The 13225-nt window shown below is 57.7% G+C and carries 14 protein-coding genes and 1 pseudogene; 7 read left to right on the top strand and 8 right to left on the bottom strand.

Annotation, left to right across the window (positions count from 1 at the left end; all coding sequences use genetic code 11):
* Positions 1-135 precede the first annotated feature (135 nt).
* The 3 genes from lpxD (at position 136) to lpxA (ending at position 2615) form a co-directional block, all read left to right on the top strand.
* Positions 136-1179, top strand: a complete 1044-nt coding sequence (gene lpxD / locus HMPREF2726_RS06495; protein WP_003767855.1) for a UDP-3-O-(3-hydroxymyristoyl)glucosamine N-acyltransferase — start codon at positions 136-138, stop codon at positions 1177-1179.
* Positions 1180-1303: 124 nt separating this feature from the next.
* The gene (gene fabZ, locus HMPREF2726_RS06490; RefSeq protein WP_070441502.1) at positions 1304-1753 is read left to right on the top strand and encodes a 3-hydroxyacyl-ACP dehydratase FabZ; all 450 of its coding nucleotides are present in this window, start codon (positions 1304-1306) and stop codon (positions 1751-1753) included.
* Between the two features lie 85 nt (positions 1754-1838).
* A complete protein-coding gene (gene lpxA, locus HMPREF2726_RS06485; RefSeq protein WP_070602700.1) occupies positions 1839-2615 on the top strand; it encodes an acyl-ACP--UDP-N-acetylglucosamine O-acyltransferase in 777 nt (258 codons plus the stop codon).
* A 317-nt stretch (positions 2616-2932) separates the two neighbouring features.
* On the opposite strand, the gene HMPREF2726_RS14790 is transcribed toward lpxA, so the two are convergent.
* Positions 2933-3064 (bottom strand): hypothetical protein, encoded by a 132-nt coding sequence (locus HMPREF2726_RS14790; protein WP_283118730.1) that lies wholly within the window; start codon positions 3062-3064, stop codon positions 2933-2935.
* A gap of 225 nt (positions 3065-3289) precedes the next feature.
* Positions 3290-4414, bottom strand: a complete 1125-nt coding sequence (proB, locus tag HMPREF2726_RS06480) for a glutamate 5-kinase (protein WP_070602698.1) — start codon at positions 4412-4414, stop codon at positions 3290-3292.
* Between the two features lie 230 nt (positions 4415-4644).
* Between proB and HMPREF2726_RS13830 the strand changes: the two are divergent.
* Positions 4645-4774, top strand: a pseudogene (locus HMPREF2726_RS13830) (IS5/IS1182 family transposase); the annotation flags it as partial.
* Between the two features lie 77 nt (positions 4775-4851).
* Here HMPREF2726_RS13830 and HMPREF2726_RS06475 read toward each other — a convergent pair.
* Positions 4852-5442, bottom strand: coding sequence for an NAD(P)H-dependent oxidoreductase (locus HMPREF2726_RS06475; protein WP_070602696.1), 591 nt, complete (start codon positions 5440-5442; stop codon positions 4852-4854).
* Between the two features lie 102 nt (positions 5443-5544).
* Here HMPREF2726_RS06475 and HMPREF2726_RS06470 point away from each other — a divergent pair, with 102 nt between their 5' ends.
* A complete protein-coding gene (locus HMPREF2726_RS06470) occupies positions 5545-6429 on the top strand; it encodes a LysR family transcriptional regulator (protein WP_070602694.1) in 885 nt (294 codons plus the stop codon).
* 107 nt (positions 6430-6536) lie between these two features.
* Here HMPREF2726_RS06470 and miaB read toward each other — a convergent pair whose 3' ends face one another.
* Together miaB and HMPREF2726_RS06460 are read right to left on the bottom strand one after the other, a co-directional pair.
* Entirely contained in the window at positions 6537-7865 is a 1329-nt protein-coding gene (gene miaB, locus HMPREF2726_RS06465; RefSeq protein ID WP_003743791.1) for a tRNA (N6-isopentenyl adenosine(37)-C2)-methylthiotransferase MiaB, read from the bottom strand.
* Positions 7866-8066: 201 nt separating this feature from the next.
* Positions 8067-8474 (bottom strand): hypothetical protein, encoded by a 408-nt coding sequence (locus HMPREF2726_RS06460; protein ID WP_060974921.1) that lies wholly within the window; start codon positions 8472-8474, stop codon positions 8067-8069.
* Positions 8475-8686: 212 nt separating this feature from the next.
* On the opposite strand from HMPREF2726_RS06460, the gene hemL reads away from it, so the two are divergent.
* Positions 8687-9970, top strand: a complete 1284-nt coding sequence (gene hemL, locus HMPREF2726_RS06455) for a glutamate-1-semialdehyde 2,1-aminomutase (RefSeq protein ID WP_070602692.1) — start codon at positions 8687-8689, stop codon at positions 9968-9970.
* 141 nt (positions 9971-10111) lie between these two features.
* Here hemL and waaA read toward each other — a convergent pair whose 3' ends face one another.
* The 3 genes from waaA to HMPREF2726_RS06445 are packed head-to-tail and all read right to left on the bottom strand — an operon-like array spanning position 10112 to position 12845.
* Positions 10112-11389 carry a lipid IV(A) 3-deoxy-D-manno-octulosonic acid transferase gene (waaA, locus tag HMPREF2726_RS06450; RefSeq protein WP_009312639.1) on the bottom strand — a complete coding sequence of 426 codons (1278 nt, stop codon included), beginning with the start codon at positions 11387-11389 and terminating at the stop codon, positions 10112-10114.
* Complete coding sequence (locus HMPREF2726_RS13825; protein ID WP_148132486.1) at positions 11386-11706, bottom strand: hypothetical protein; 321 nt, start codon at positions 11704-11706, stop codon at positions 11386-11388. The genes waaA and HMPREF2726_RS13825 overlap by 4 nt, the downstream gene beginning before the upstream one ends.
* Positions 11631-12845, bottom strand: a complete 1215-nt coding sequence (locus HMPREF2726_RS06445) for an MFS transporter (RefSeq protein WP_070602690.1) — start codon at positions 12843-12845, stop codon at positions 11631-11633. Before HMPREF2726_RS06445 ends, HMPREF2726_RS13825 begins: the two co-directional genes overlap by 76 nt.
* Before the next feature lie 99 nt (positions 12846-12944).
* Between HMPREF2726_RS06445 and HMPREF2726_RS13060 the strand changes: the two genes are divergently transcribed.
* Entirely contained in the window at positions 12945-13157 is a 213-nt protein-coding gene (locus tag HMPREF2726_RS13060; RefSeq protein ID WP_094113230.1) for a hypothetical protein, read from the top strand.
* The last annotated feature ends 68 nt before the right edge of the window (positions 13158-13225 follow it).

The following is a 13225-nucleotide window of genomic DNA, read 5'->3' as shown; positions in this document are numbered from 1 at the left end:
CGCCGTACTGGTTTAAAGTTAATCCACTATACCTGTCTTATCACTCCTGCCGGCATACGTTTTAGGCAAACCGTTCTGTCCGACTGCTCCCGCCGTCCCTTTCAGACGACCTCATCCCAAAGCTTACGAAACATCATGACTTCAAAAACCTACACCCTGTCCCAAATCACAGCGCAGCTTGGCGGCGAATGGCGCGGCAAGGACATTTCCGTCGCCGCCGTGCGCCCGCTCGCAGACGCGCAGGCGGAACACATCAGCTTCCTCGCCAATCCGAAATACAAAGCCGAAGTCCACGACAGCAGCGCGGGTGCGGTCATCGTTTCTGCCAAAGCAGTGGACGAATTTGAAGGGCGCAACCTGATTGTCGCCGACGATCCCTATCTCTATTTCGCCAAAGTCGCCCGCCTGTTTTCGCCCATCGTCAAAGCGCGCGGCGGCATCCATCCGACCGCCGTCGTCGAGGAAAGTGCCACCGTTCCCGCCAGCTGCGAAATCGGCGCAAACGCCTACATCGGCGCCAACACCGTGCTCGGCGAAGGCTGCCGCATCTTGGCAAACGCCGTTGTCCAACACGATTGCAAACTGGGCGACGAAGTCGTCCTGCATCCCAACGCCGTCGTTTATTACGGCTGCACACTGGGCAACCGCGTCGAAATCCACAGCGGCGCAGTCATCGGCGCGGACGGATTCGGACTCGCCTTCGCCGGCGATTCATGGTTTAAAATCCCGCAAACCGGCGCGGTAACGCTGGGCGACGACGTAGAAATCGGCTCGAACACCAACATCGACCGCGGCGCAATGAGCGACACCACCGTCGGCAACGGTACCAAAATCGACAACCAAGTCCAAATCGGACACAACTGCAAAATCGGTTCGCATACCGTCATCGCCGCCAAAACCGGCATCTCAGGCAGCGTTACCATCGGCAGCTACTGCATCATCGGCGGCGGCGTCGGTACGGTCGGACACATCGAAATCGCCGACAAAACCACCATCGGCGGCGGCACGTCCGTGACCCACAGCATTACCGAAAGCGGCAAACACCTCGCCGGCATCTTCCCGATGTCCACCCATAAAGAATGGGCGCGCAACGCCGTTTACATCCACCGCCTGAGCGAAATGAACAAACGCCTCAAAACATTGGAAAACCGTCTGAGCGACAGCGAAAAAGACGAATAACCCCACAATCGGTTTACATGGCGGATGCGCTTTAAATCCCGACAAAGCGGCAAAGCCTATCGTTTTAAAGCCTCCGCGATGAAACCGCCCAGCCAACCCCGAAATACCAAGGAATACGACGAACATGGACGTACAACTCCCTATCGAAGCCAAAGACATCCAAAAACTCATTCCCCACCGCTACCCGTTTTTGCAACTCGACCGCATCACCGCCTTCGAGTCCATGAAAACCCTGACCGCGATTAAAAACGTCACCATGAACGAGCCGCAGTTCCAAGGCCATTTCCCCGACCTGCCCGTCATGCCCGGCGTACTCATCATCGAAGCCATGGCGCAAGCCTGCGGCACACTCGCCATCCTCAGCGAAGGCGGCCGCAAAGACAACGAATTTTTCTTCTTCGCCGGCATAGACGAAGCCCGCTTCAAACGCCAAGTCATCCCTGGCGACCAACTTGTTTTCGAAGTCGAGCTGCTGACCAACAAACGCGGCATCGGCAAATTCAGCGCCGTCGCCAAAGTGGACGGACAAGTCGCCGTCGAAGCCATCATCATGTGTGCCAAACGCGTGGTTTGAGTGTTCAGAAAAAGGTCGTCTGAAAGTTTCAGACGACCTGTTGCCGTCGCGCATCTTTTCGGCAACACGACAGGAAAGGAAAAACATGACCCTCATCCACCCGACCGCCGTCATTGACCCCAAAGCCGAACTCGACTCCAGCGTCAAAGTCGGCGCGTACACCGTCATCGGCCCCAACGTCCAAATCGGCGCGAACACCGAAATCGGCCCGCATACCGTCATCAACGGCCACACCACCATCGGCGAAAACAACCGCATTTTCCAATTTGCCAGCCTCGGCGAAATCCCGCAGGACAAAAAATACCGCGACGAGCCGACCAAGCTGATTATCGGCAACGGCAACACCATCCGCGAATTCACCACCTTCAACCTCGGCACGGTAACCGGCATCGGCGAAACCCGCGTCGGAGACGACAACTGGATTATGGCGTACTGCCACCTCGCACACGACTGCGTCATCGGCAACCACACCATCTTCGCCAACAACGCCTCCCTTGCCGGACACGTTACCATCGGCGACTACGTCGTCTTGGGCGGCTACACGCTGGTGTTCCAGTTCTGCCAAATCGGCGACTACGCCATGACCGCCTTCGCCGCAGGCGTACACAAAGACGTACCGCCATACTTCATGGCGGCAGGCTACCGCGCCGAACCCGCAGGCATCAACAGCGAAGGCATGCGCCGCAACGGCTTCACCGCCGAGCAGATCGCCGCCGTCAAAGATGTGTATAAAACCATCTACTACCGCGGCATCCCGTTTGAAGAAGCCAAAGCCGACATCCTCCGCCGCGCCGAAACGCAGGCGGAGCTGGCGGTGTTTAAAGACTTCTTCGCCCAATCCACGCGCGGGATTATCCGCTGATTGGGAGAAACCGTACCGACAGGCAGGATTAAGGGCTGAAAGCCGTAGCGGCGAAAAGGTTTGAATAGAAACTGGGTGCTGTCCGCAAACCGTTTCAGACGACGTTGTTGCACCGTCAGCCTTGTCCTTTTCCTGTTTGGCGCGGGAATGACTGCCGTCCAAACATTTGTCTTCAGTCCAATAGAAAAGGTCGTCTGAAAACCGGGTAAACCAAGTTTCAGACGACCTTTTGATTTTATGGCACGATGTTCGTCATGCGGATTTTAGGGGAATGGGGCGGCATCTTCTGCGAGGGCAATGCCTGCCGTTCCGCCTGCTTAGTGGACGTGGCTGCTTTCTACGCCGCCTTTGATTTCGCCATAGACTTGTGCAGAACTGCCTTGTCCGGATTGGGAGGCGCAGGCGTTGAGGAGCAGGAGGGCGGTGGTGAGGAAGAGGAATTTTTTCATGCTGGTTTCCTTTGGTTGGATGGGAGGGGAGGTCGTCTGAAACTCAATAATATAGTGGCTTAACTTTAAACCGACGGCGTTACCTCGCCTTAGTTCAAAGAGAACGATTCCTCTAAGGTGCTGAAGCACCAAAGTGAATCGGTTCTGTACTGTCTGTACTGTGCGGCTTCGTCGGCCTTGTCCTGATTTAAATTTAATCCACTATAAGGTTTCAGACGACCTTTTTTACCAATGCGACGCCATATTGTCGCGGTGGATAAGTTCGTCTTCGTGGGCGTAGCCTAATTTTTCGGCGATGCGCTCGGACGGGGTTTGCAGGATTTTGGCGGTTTCGCCGCTGCTGTAATTGGTAAGGCCGCGGGCGATTTCTTTGCCGTCGGTATCGAGGATGGCAACGAGTTCGCCGCGGTGAAAATGTCCGTCCGCGCGGATGCAGCCGACGGGCAGCAGGCTGGCGTGTTGTTCGGTCAGGGCTTTTGCCGCGCCGCTATCGACGGTCAGGCTGCCGGCGGTTTGGACGTGTCCGAGCAGCCATTGCTTGCGGGCGGCGACGCGGCTGTGCGCGCTGGTGAAGAGCGTGCCTATGCTTTCGCCTTGTTTGAGGCGGACGAGGACGTCGGGTTCGCCGCCCCATGCGACGACGGTGGCGGCTCCGCTGAGTGCGGCGCGTTTGGCGGCGGTGACTTTGGTGTACATGCCGCCGGTGCCGACGCTGCTGCCTGCGCCGCCTGCCATGCTTTCGAGGTCGGGATGGTCGGCTGCGATGGTCGGAATCAGTTTGGCTTGCGGATTTTTGCGCGGGTCGCTGTCGTACAGGCCTTTTTGGTCGGTCAGAAGGACGAGTGCGTCGGCTTCGATGAGGTTGGTTACGAGTGCGCCGAGGGTGTCGTTGTCGCCGAGTTTGATTTCGTCGGTGGTAACGGTGTCGTTTTCGTTGATGACGGGGACGATGCCTTTGGACAGCAGGGTTTGCAGGGTGCTGCGGGCGTTGAGGTAGCGGGGGCGGTTGCTCAGGTCGTCGTGGGTCAGCAGGATTTGGGCGGTGCGGATGCCGTGCGGTGCGAACGCGGTTTCGTAGGCTTGGGCGATGCCGGTTTGTCCGACGGCGGCGGCGGCTTGCAGTTCGTTGATGGCGGTGGGGCGTTTGCTCCAGCCCAGCCGTTTGATGCCTTCGGCGATGGCGCCGCTGGAAACGAGGACGGTTTGCACGCCTTGTTTGCCCAATTCGGCGATTTGCGCCGCCCAACGGTCGAGTGCGGCTTGGTCTATGCCTTTGCCGCCTGCGGTAACGAGGCTGGAGCCGACTTTGACGACGAGGGTGCGGATGTTGGAAAGGTTTTGCAGGGACATGGTTTTTCTCGCGGAGGATATAGGGCGGCTTCGGACGGGTTGTTAAATGTAAAAAGGTCGTCTGAAAGCGCGAAAACTGATTTTCAGACGACCCCTATGGGGCTGTCAATACGCGGTATCGTGAAATTGCTAAAAGACAGGCGGGATTCGGTGAGCCGACTGTTGATGCCAATATGATACAAAAAGGTCGTCTGAAAACCACGATACGGGTTTTCAGACGACCTTTGATTTATTTGGCGTACACGAATATCAACTATAGTGGCTTAACTAAATCAGGACAAGGCGACGAAGCCGCAGACAGTACAGATAGTACGGCAAGGCGAGGCAACGCCGTACTGGTTTAAAGTTAATCCACTATACTCTGCGTATAGCCAGCCTACCTACATCGATACGGCGGATAGCAGATACCGTATCGGCAATCAGGCCGGCCATCTCGACTATACTTTACCGAACACCTTCTCCAAATGCGCCCGATAATCCGCCAAATACTGCTCCACCTGCGGATTCTTGATCACATCGTTGCAGATGAACGAGGGCAGGCGCGTGGTGCCGAGGAACTCGTTGGCCTTGTGGAAATGCAGGTACACGCCGTCCACGCCCGCGCCCTCAAAGAAATCGCCTTCTCGGGTAAACGCCTCAATCGGCGCGTTCCAAGTGGATGAAATCATGTGTTTTTTGCCATGCAGCAAGCCGCCCGTGCCGTAGCCTTCCGTCGGGTTTACACGGTGGCGGCCGTCGTTGGCCACCAGCTTGTTTTCGCCCACGCCTGCGGTAAACACTTCATCGATATATTTTTTCACCGTCCACGGCTCGCCCATCCACCAGCCGGGCATCTGCCAAACCACCGCGTCCATCCACAGCCATTTTTCCACTTCGGCATCTTTGTCGTAGCCTTCTTCAATCACGGTTTCCTTCACCGCATGGCCGAGTGCGGTCAGCGTGTCGCGCGCGGTTTGGTGCAGCGTGTGGTTCAGGCGGCCGGCGGAATGGCCGAAATGTTGGCCGCCATCAATTAACAGAATATTCATGTTGGTCTCTCAAATATTTGCGTTGAAAAAGCATTATTGTACCCCGATGCTTTATAATGAAAACAGCAATAATTGCAAAACACTTTTCTAGGAAACGCAACAATGAAAACCCATTCGGACGAACTGGCCGTGTTTGTGCAGGTGGTGGAAAGCGGCAGTTTCAGCCGCGCGGCAGAGCGGCTCGGGCTGGCCAACTCCGCCGTCAGCCGCACCGTGAAGCGGCTGGAAGACAAACTCTCCGCCAACCTGCTCAACCGCACCACGCGCCAACTGCGGCTTACCGAAGAAGGCTGCCGCTTTTTCGAGCGCGCGCGGCAGATACTGCATGACATCGAAGCCGCCGAGGCCGAAATCCTCTCCGCAGGCGGCGCGCCGCAGGGCGTGCTTCGGGTGGATTCCGCCACGCCCACGCTGCTGCACCTCGTCGCCCCGCTGGTACGCCCGTTCTGCGAACGCTACCCGCAGGTGTCACTGCTGCTCACCTCGTCCGAAGGCTACATCGACCTCATCGAGCGGCGCGTGGACATCGCCATCCGCGCAGGCAGCCTGCACGACTCCGCCCTACGCGCCCGCCATCTGTTTGACAGTCGTCTGAAACTCGTTGCCGCGCCCGATTATCTCGCCTGCCGCGGCACGCCCCAAACCGTCGCCGACCTGTCGCGGCACACCCTCATCGGCTTCTCCGAGCCCAAAACCCTGAACAACTGGCCGTTTGCCGACACCGGCCACACGCCCTACGCCGCTGTGCCGCAACTGTCCGCCAACAGCGGCGAAACCATCCGCCGCCTGTGCCTGGAAGGCAACGGCATCGCCTGCCTGTCTGATTTCACCGTCGCCGCCGATATTGCTGCGGGACACCTGCACGAACTCCTGCCCGACCGCGCCTTGAACGAAGCCAAACCGTTTTACGCCGTCTATTACGGCGACAATGCCGTCAGCCGGAAAATCCGGGCATTTGTGGATTTTTTGGTGGAACAAGTCAATTAAAGTACGTTTTTAAACACTAAGTCTTTCTGAACTTGCCCAAGATACAAAAGGTCGTCTGAAAACCAAGATACAGGTTTTCAGACGACCTTTGCTATGACGGAACGGCTTTACGCTTCGACCGGTTTGCCGCGCAGGGAGAAGGTGTAGGCTTCGGTGATTTCCAAATCGATCATTTGGTTGATCATATCGGGCGTGCCGGTGAAGTTGACCACGCGGTTGTTGGCGGTACGGGCTTGGAGCTGGTCGGGGTCTTTTTTGGAGATGCCTTCGACCAGACAGCGTTGTACGGTGCCGATCATGGTTTGGTTGATGCGGGCGGTTTCGGCTTCGATGACTTCGTTCAGGGCTTCGAGGCGGCGCACTTTTTCGGCGTGCGGAGTGTCGTCCGGCAGGTTGGCGGCGGGCGTACCGGGGCGCGGGCTGTAAATGAAGACGAAGCTCAAATCGAAGGCGATGTCTTTCACCAGCTTCAGGGTTTGCTCGAACTCGCGCTCGGTTTCGCCGGGGAAGCCGACGATGAAGTCGCTGCTCAGGCACAAGTCGGGGCGGATGGCGCGCAGTTTGCGGATGATGGACTTGTATTCCAAGGCGGTGTAGCCGCGTTTCATCGCGCTCAATACGCGGTCGGAACCGCTTTGAATCGGCAGGTGCAGGTGCGACACCAGCTTGGGCAGGTCGCGGTAGCACTCGATAATCGAGTCGGTAAACTCGCGCGGGTGGCTGGTGGTGAAGCGCATACGCTCGATGCCGGGGATTTCGTGGACGATGCGCAGCAGGGTGGCGAAGTCGCAGATTTCGCCGTCTTCCATTTCGCCGCGATAGGCGTTGACGTTTTGTCCTAAGAGGTTGATTTCTTTAACACCTTGCTGGGCGAGGTTGGCGATTTCGGTCAAAACGTCGTTCAGCGGGCGGGAGAACTCTTCGCCGCGGGTGTAGGGGACGACGCAGAACGAGCAGTATTTGGAACAGCCTTCCATAATGGACACGAATGCTGCGCCGCCTTCGACGCGGGCGGGCGGCAGGTGGTCGAATTTTTCGATTTCGGGGAAGGAAATATCGACTTGCGACAGACCGCTGGTTTCTTTATCCACAATCATTTTGGGCAGTCGGTGCAGCGTTTGCGGGCCGAAGACGACGTCCACATAAGGCGCGCGTTTGATGATGTTTTCGCCTTCTTGGGAGGCGACGCAGCCAGCCACGCCGATGATGAGGTCGGGATTTTTTTCTTTGAGCGGGCGCACGCGGCCTAAGTCGGAGAACACTTTTTCCTGCGCTTTTTCGCGCACGGAGCAGGTGTTGAAGAGGATGATGTCGGCTTCGTCGGCTTCGGTTACTTGTTCGATGCCGCCGTTTTCTTCGGCGAGTACGGCGAGCATTTTTTCGCTGTCGTATTCGTTCATTTGGCAGCCGAAGGTGCGGATAAATACTTTTTTCATGGTTTGTGTCTTTCTCAGGTAGCCCGTAATTGCGGGGCTGATTGTTATGGAAATCTTCATTTCAGACGACCTTGGGAACGTAGACAGGTCGTCTGAAACGCAGATTCGTCAGGGCGCAAAAATGCGCGGTTGCGCTGCTGCGGCTGCAACAGCCAACCACGCGGTGTGTGTGTGGGTCGTCTGAAACGGGCAGGCGGCGGCTTATTGCGCGTCTTGCTTAATCTCGTCGCGGACTTCTTTTTGCGCGGTAAAACGGGAGGCTTCGTCGTCGGTCAAAACCCACACTTCGCGCACGAGGGCGTTGGTGTCGTTGTGTTTGAAGGCGATGGTTTTGCCTGTTTTACTTGCCAGCCGCCCCATCGGGATGAAGCGGTCGTTTTCGTCGTGGATTTTGGTGAAACGGGTAATCTGCAGCTTGGCGGAATTGCCGTCGGCAAGGCCCAGCGTCAAGAGGCGCGTCCATGAGAAGCCGCCACGGCTCACTTTCAGATAAGGCAGTTCGACCTGTTTCAAAACCGCCGCGTCCATATCGCTCGGCAGCTTGCGCTGGGCGGCGTAGGAGACGGTGGAAACCAAAAGGGTAAGCATTAAAATGAATCCGCGTAACATGATGTTTTCTTTATGGTATAAATGGGTGCGGATTATAGCACAAACGCTTCAAATATGAACAGAGTGATTGTTTTTACAGAACAATTTTCATTTTCAGATACGGCGTTGCGCCGTGGCGGTTTGGGCTTTTGGGGTCGTCTGAAACGGCTGGCGCGGGCAATCTGATGATAAAATACCGCTTATTTTTCAGACGACCTCAGAAAGAACCCGCTATGAACCGTAACGAAATCCTGTTTGACCGCGCCAAAGCCATCATCCCCGGCGGCGTGAATTCCCCCGTCCGCGCATTCGGCAGCGTCGGCGGCGTGCCGCGCTTCATCAAAAAAGCCGAAGGCGCGTATGTTTGGGACGAAAACGGCACGCGCTACACCGATTACGTCGGTTCGTGGGGGCCTGCGATTGTCGGACATGCGCACCCCGAAGTCATCGAAGCCGTGCGCGAAGCGGCGTTGGGCGGTTTGTCGTTCGGCGCGCCTACCGAAGGCGAAATCGTCATCGCCGAAGAAATCGCCAAAATCATGCCGTCCGTCGAAAGGCTGCGCCTCGTCAGCTCCGGCACCGAAGCGACCATGACCGCCATCCGCCTCGCACGCGGCTTTACCGGACGCGACAAAATCATCAAATTCGAAGGCTGCTACCACGGCCATTCCGACAGCCTGCTCGTCAAAGCCGGCAGCGGCCTGCTCACCTTTGGCAACCCGTCTTCCGCAGGCGTTCCCGCCGATTTCACGAAACACACCTTAGTCCTCGAATACAACAACACCGCCCAACTCGAAGAAGCGTTCGCCCGCAACGGCGACGAAATCGCCTGCGTCATCCTCGAACCCTTTGTCGGCAATATGAACCTGGTCCGCCCGACCGAAGCTTTCGTCAAAGCCCTGCGCGAATTGACCGAAAAACACGGCGCCGTGTTGATTTACGACGAAGTGATGACCGGCTTCCGCGTCGCGCTCGGCGGCGCGCAGTCGCTGCACGGCATCACGCCTGACCTGACCACGATGGGCAAAGTCATCGGCGGCGGTATGCCGCTTGCCGCGTTCGGCGGACGCAAAGACATCATGGAATGTATTTCCCCGCTGGGCGGCGTGTATCAGGCAGGCACCTTGTCGGGCAACCCGATTGCCGTCGCCGCCGGTTTGAAAACGCTTGAAATCATCCAACGCGAAGGCTTCTACGAAAACCTGACCGCCCTGACCCACCGCCTCGCCGACGGGCTTGCCGCCGCCGCCAAAGCGCACGGCATCGAGTTTACCGCCGACAGCGTGGGCGGTATGTTCGGCCTGTATTTCGCCGCCCATGCCCCGCAAAACTACGGCGACATGGCGCGTTCCAATATCGACGCCTTCAAACGCTTCTTCCACGGCATGCTCGACCGCAACACCGCCTTCGGCCCGTCCGCCTACGAAGCAGGCTTCGTCTCCGCCGCGCACACGCCCGAGCTGATTGACGAAACCATCGCCACCGCGCATCAAGTGTTCGCGGAAATGGCGAAGTAAGGCAGGAATCGGTTTGCCGTCAGGGCAGGGCGGGCGACGCCGCTTGATTCGCGGCAATCCGTCCACAAGACAAAAAGGTCGTCTGAAAACCTAAATTCGGGTTTTCAGACGACCTTTCGTTTGGGGAAGGCAGGTTTGCCCTTAAGCCTCTTCGCGCGTCAGATGGCGCACAGACGCGGCGATTTCGTCCGCCATCCGACGGCTGGCGCCTTGATGGCCGGCGACAAAGCGTGCCGCCTGTTGGGCGAAATGGCTGCGCTCGCTCGGGTTTTCCAAACAGGCTGAGACGAAGGTGCGCCATTCGTCCGCATTCTGCACCTGCACCGCCGCTTGGGCTTCCAGCGCGCTGCGGCAGGCGGCGGCAAAGTTGTAGGTGGAAAAGCCGAACACGGTCGGAATGCCGCAGGCTATCGGCTCGATGATGTTTTGACAGCCGCTATCCACGAGGCTTCCACCGACAAAGGCGACATCCGAACTGAGGTAGTAGGCAAAGAGTTCGCCCATGCTGTCGCCCACCCAGACTTGTGTTTGTCGGGAAACCGGCAGGTTGTCGCTGCGTTTTTGAACGGTATAACCCAATGCCTGCGCCGTTTCAAAGGTCGTCTGAAAACGCTCCGGATGGCGCGGGACGACGACCAGCAAGGCATCGCCGGTATATTTTTTCCATGCTTCGAGCAAGAGCGCCGCTTCGTCTTGGTCTTTGTAAAAACGGGTGCTGGCGCAGACGGCGACGGGGCGCGTGCCTATGCGTTCGCGGAAGGCCGCCGCCAGTGCGCGCATCCGTTCGGGCGGGGAAATATCGTATTTGGTGTTGCCGCAGACATGGACGTTGGACGCGCCGATCAAGTGCAGCCGCTCCGCGTCTTCGGCGGTTTGCGCGAAACAGCCGCTTAAGGTTTGCAGCGCAGGCTCGAACAGGTTGCGGATTTTCAAATAGCCGCGCTGTGATTTTTCAGACAGGCGGGCGTTGGCGAGAAACAAGGGGACGTGCGCGTCGGCGCAGGCGTGCATGAGGTTGGGCCAGATTTCCGTTTCCATCAGTACGCCGAACAGGGGGCGGTGTTCCTTTAGGAATTGGGCGACCCATTCGGGTTTGTCGTAAGGCAGGTAACGGCATTGCGCGTCGGGGAACAGTTCTTTTGCGGCGGCGCGTCCGGTCGGCGTCATTTGGGTCATGAGCAGCGGCGCGTCGGGGAAATGGCGGCGCAGCGCTTCCACCAAAGGCTGCGCGGCGCGGGTTTCGCCGACCGATACGGCATGCACCCAAATCGGATGCTGCACAGGCCGGTCAAACGGCTCGCCGAAACGCTCGCCCCAATGGTAGAGATAGGCAGGCGATTTGATGGCGCGCTTTTTGAGATAGTGGCGGATAAGCGGCGGCGCGATGCGCCATAATTGCGTGTAAAACCAACGATTCATGTATTCCACTCGAAAACGGTACGGACGGGGTGGCGGACGGTGCGCGGCGGGGCGGAATGTAGGCGGTTGACGGTTTCAAGCTGCCTGTCGCCGAACCTCCGGTTTCCCGAGCCTATTCTAGCCGATTTTGCCGCTTCGCCCACGCCTCTTTTGAACTGACTTGATGTAACGGCGGGAAAAGGTCGTCTGAAAACCCGAAATCCGATTTTCAGACGACCTGTCTTGGTTGCGTCGCAGCGGTTTACGCCGTTTTCTTTTCGCGTATCGGCAGGTTCAGCAAAGCCGCCGTCCCCGCCAACACCGCGTCGGCATACCACATCCAGCCGTAATCGTTGAACCGGTAAATCACGATGCCGCCGATATACGAGCCTAAAAAACCGCCGATTTGATGGCTCAACATCGTCAGTCCGAACAACGTCGCCAGATAGCGCGTGCCGAACAGCTTGCCCGTAATCGCGGCAGTCGGCGCGACGGTGGCGAGCCAAGTGAAGCCCAGCGCGGCGGCGAAAATGTAGAAATTGACGTCGGTTCTCGGGGCGGCAAGGTAGATCAGCACCATCGCCACGCGCGAGGCGTAGAGTCCGAACAAAACGTATTTGCCCAAAAACCGCCCCGTACACCAGCCCGAAAAAATGCAGCCCGCGATGTTCGCCAGGCCGATAATCGCAATCGAAGTCGAAGCGACCGAAGCGGGCAGGCCGCAGAGCGCGATTTCGTTGGGCAGGTGGGTCACCAAAAACGCAATGTGGAAACCGCAGGTAAAAAAGCCCAAGTGCAGCAGGATGTAGCTGCGGTCTTTAAACGCCGCTTTGACTGCCTGCCCCAGCGATTGCCCGTTTTCAGACGACGTGTGGTGCGTGGCGACAGCGTTTTTGCCGCCCGCCAGCCACCACGAAATCGGCAGGATTAAAAGCGCAATCCCGCCCCAAACATAAAACGTCCCCGTCCAGCCGACGGCGGGCAACACCAGCAAACCCTGCACCAGCGGCGCAAACAGAAACTGCCCCGCCGAACCGCCCGCGTTGACCAGCCCCGAAGCCAAACCGCGTTTGTGCGGCGGCACTTTCGCCGCGACCTGCCCCATGATGATGGAGAAACCGCCCGCGCCCGTTCCGAATGCAAAAAGCAGCCCGATTGCTAGCATCAGCCCCCAATAAGTCGGCATCTGCGGCACCATCAGGCAGGCGCAAGCCAACAGCAACGCGCCGCCGCCCAAAACCTTAAACGCGCCGAAGCGGTCGGCAATCGCGCCGGAAAGCGGCTGGGACACGCCCCACATCAACTGGAAAACGGCAATAATCAGGCTGAACTCTTGGATACTCAGCTCGGTAGAGTCGACGACGGGACGGACAAACAGTCCCATAGTCATGCGCATACCGATGGTAATCAGCAGGATGGCGGCGGCAGCGGCGGTCACCAGCCAAAGGTTGGGGGATTTTTGCTGTGTGTGGGTCATGGTTATTGTTTGTTTCTATTGGAAAATGCCGTTCAATCAACCGGCAAAACAACGGATTTTAACAAACGGGCTGACGCAGGCTAAATAACTCCTGATGCTTTGGATATAGCCAAAACCTCTATCCGCGCCGCATTGACCGTTCCCCTTTATCCGCAAGGCAGGACATGGAACGCGGACGGAAATTCAGTGCGTAAAGAACGGCAAAGGTCGTCTGAAAACTCAAAATCCGATTTTCAGACGACCTTTGTCCCGAGAACGGATAAAATCCGTATTGATGAAGCCATATCGGCTTCAAGCGGATTCCCGATATAGTGGATTAAAATTGCAATGATACGGCGTTGCCAACGCCCTTATGTACTACCCGTACACGGCGGGCGTTG

Source organism: Neisseria sp. HMSC074B07 (assembly GCF_001810355.1).
Classification (GTDB): Bacteria; Pseudomonadota; Gammaproteobacteria; order Burkholderiales; family Neisseriaceae; genus Neisseria.
Note: the sequence above shows the minus strand (reverse complement) of the source record. Positions and strands in the feature narration are given on the sequence as shown.

Bases quoted from the DNA above. Each gene is read 5' to 3' on its own strand.
- lpxD (WP_003767855.1), top strand. From the start codon at position 136: ATGACTTCAAAAACCTACACCCTGTCCCAAATCACAGCGCAGCTTGGC.
- fabZ (WP_070441502.1), top strand. From the start codon at position 1,304: ATGGACGTACAACTCCCTATCGAAGCCAAAGACATCCAAAAACTCATT.
- lpxA (WP_070602700.1), top strand. From the start codon at position 1,839: ATGACCCTCATCCACCCGACCGCCGTCATTGACCCCAAAGCCGAACTC.
- HMPREF2726_RS14790 (WP_283118730.1), bottom strand. From the start codon at position 3,064: ATGAAAAAATTCCTCTTCCTCACCACCGCCCTCCTGCTCCTCAACGCC.
- proB (WP_070602698.1), bottom strand. From the start codon at position 4,414: ATGTCCCTGCAAAACCTTTCCAACATCCGCACCCTCGTCGTCAAAGTC.
- HMPREF2726_RS06475 (WP_070602696.1), bottom strand. From the start codon at position 5,442: ATGAATATTCTGTTAATTGATGGCGGCCAACATTTCGGCCATTCCGCC.
- HMPREF2726_RS06470 (WP_070602694.1), top strand. From the start codon at position 5,545: ATGAAAACCCATTCGGACGAACTGGCCGTGTTTGTGCAGGTGGTGGAA.
- miaB (WP_003743791.1), bottom strand. From the start codon at position 7,865: ATGAAAAAAGTATTTATCCGCACCTTCGGCTGCCAAATGAACGAATAC.
- HMPREF2726_RS06460 (WP_060974921.1), bottom strand. From the start codon at position 8,474: ATGTTACGCGGATTCATTTTAATGCTTACCCTTTTGGTTTCCACCGTC.
- hemL (WP_070602692.1), top strand. From the start codon at position 8,687: ATGAACCGTAACGAAATCCTGTTTGACCGCGCCAAAGCCATCATCCCC.
- waaA (WP_009312639.1), bottom strand. From the start codon at position 11,389: ATGAATCGTTGGTTTTACACGCAATTATGGCGCATCGCGCCGCCGCTT.
- HMPREF2726_RS06445 (WP_070602690.1), bottom strand. From the start codon at position 12,845: ATGACCCACACACAGCAAAAATCCCCCAACCTTTGGCTGGTGACCGCC.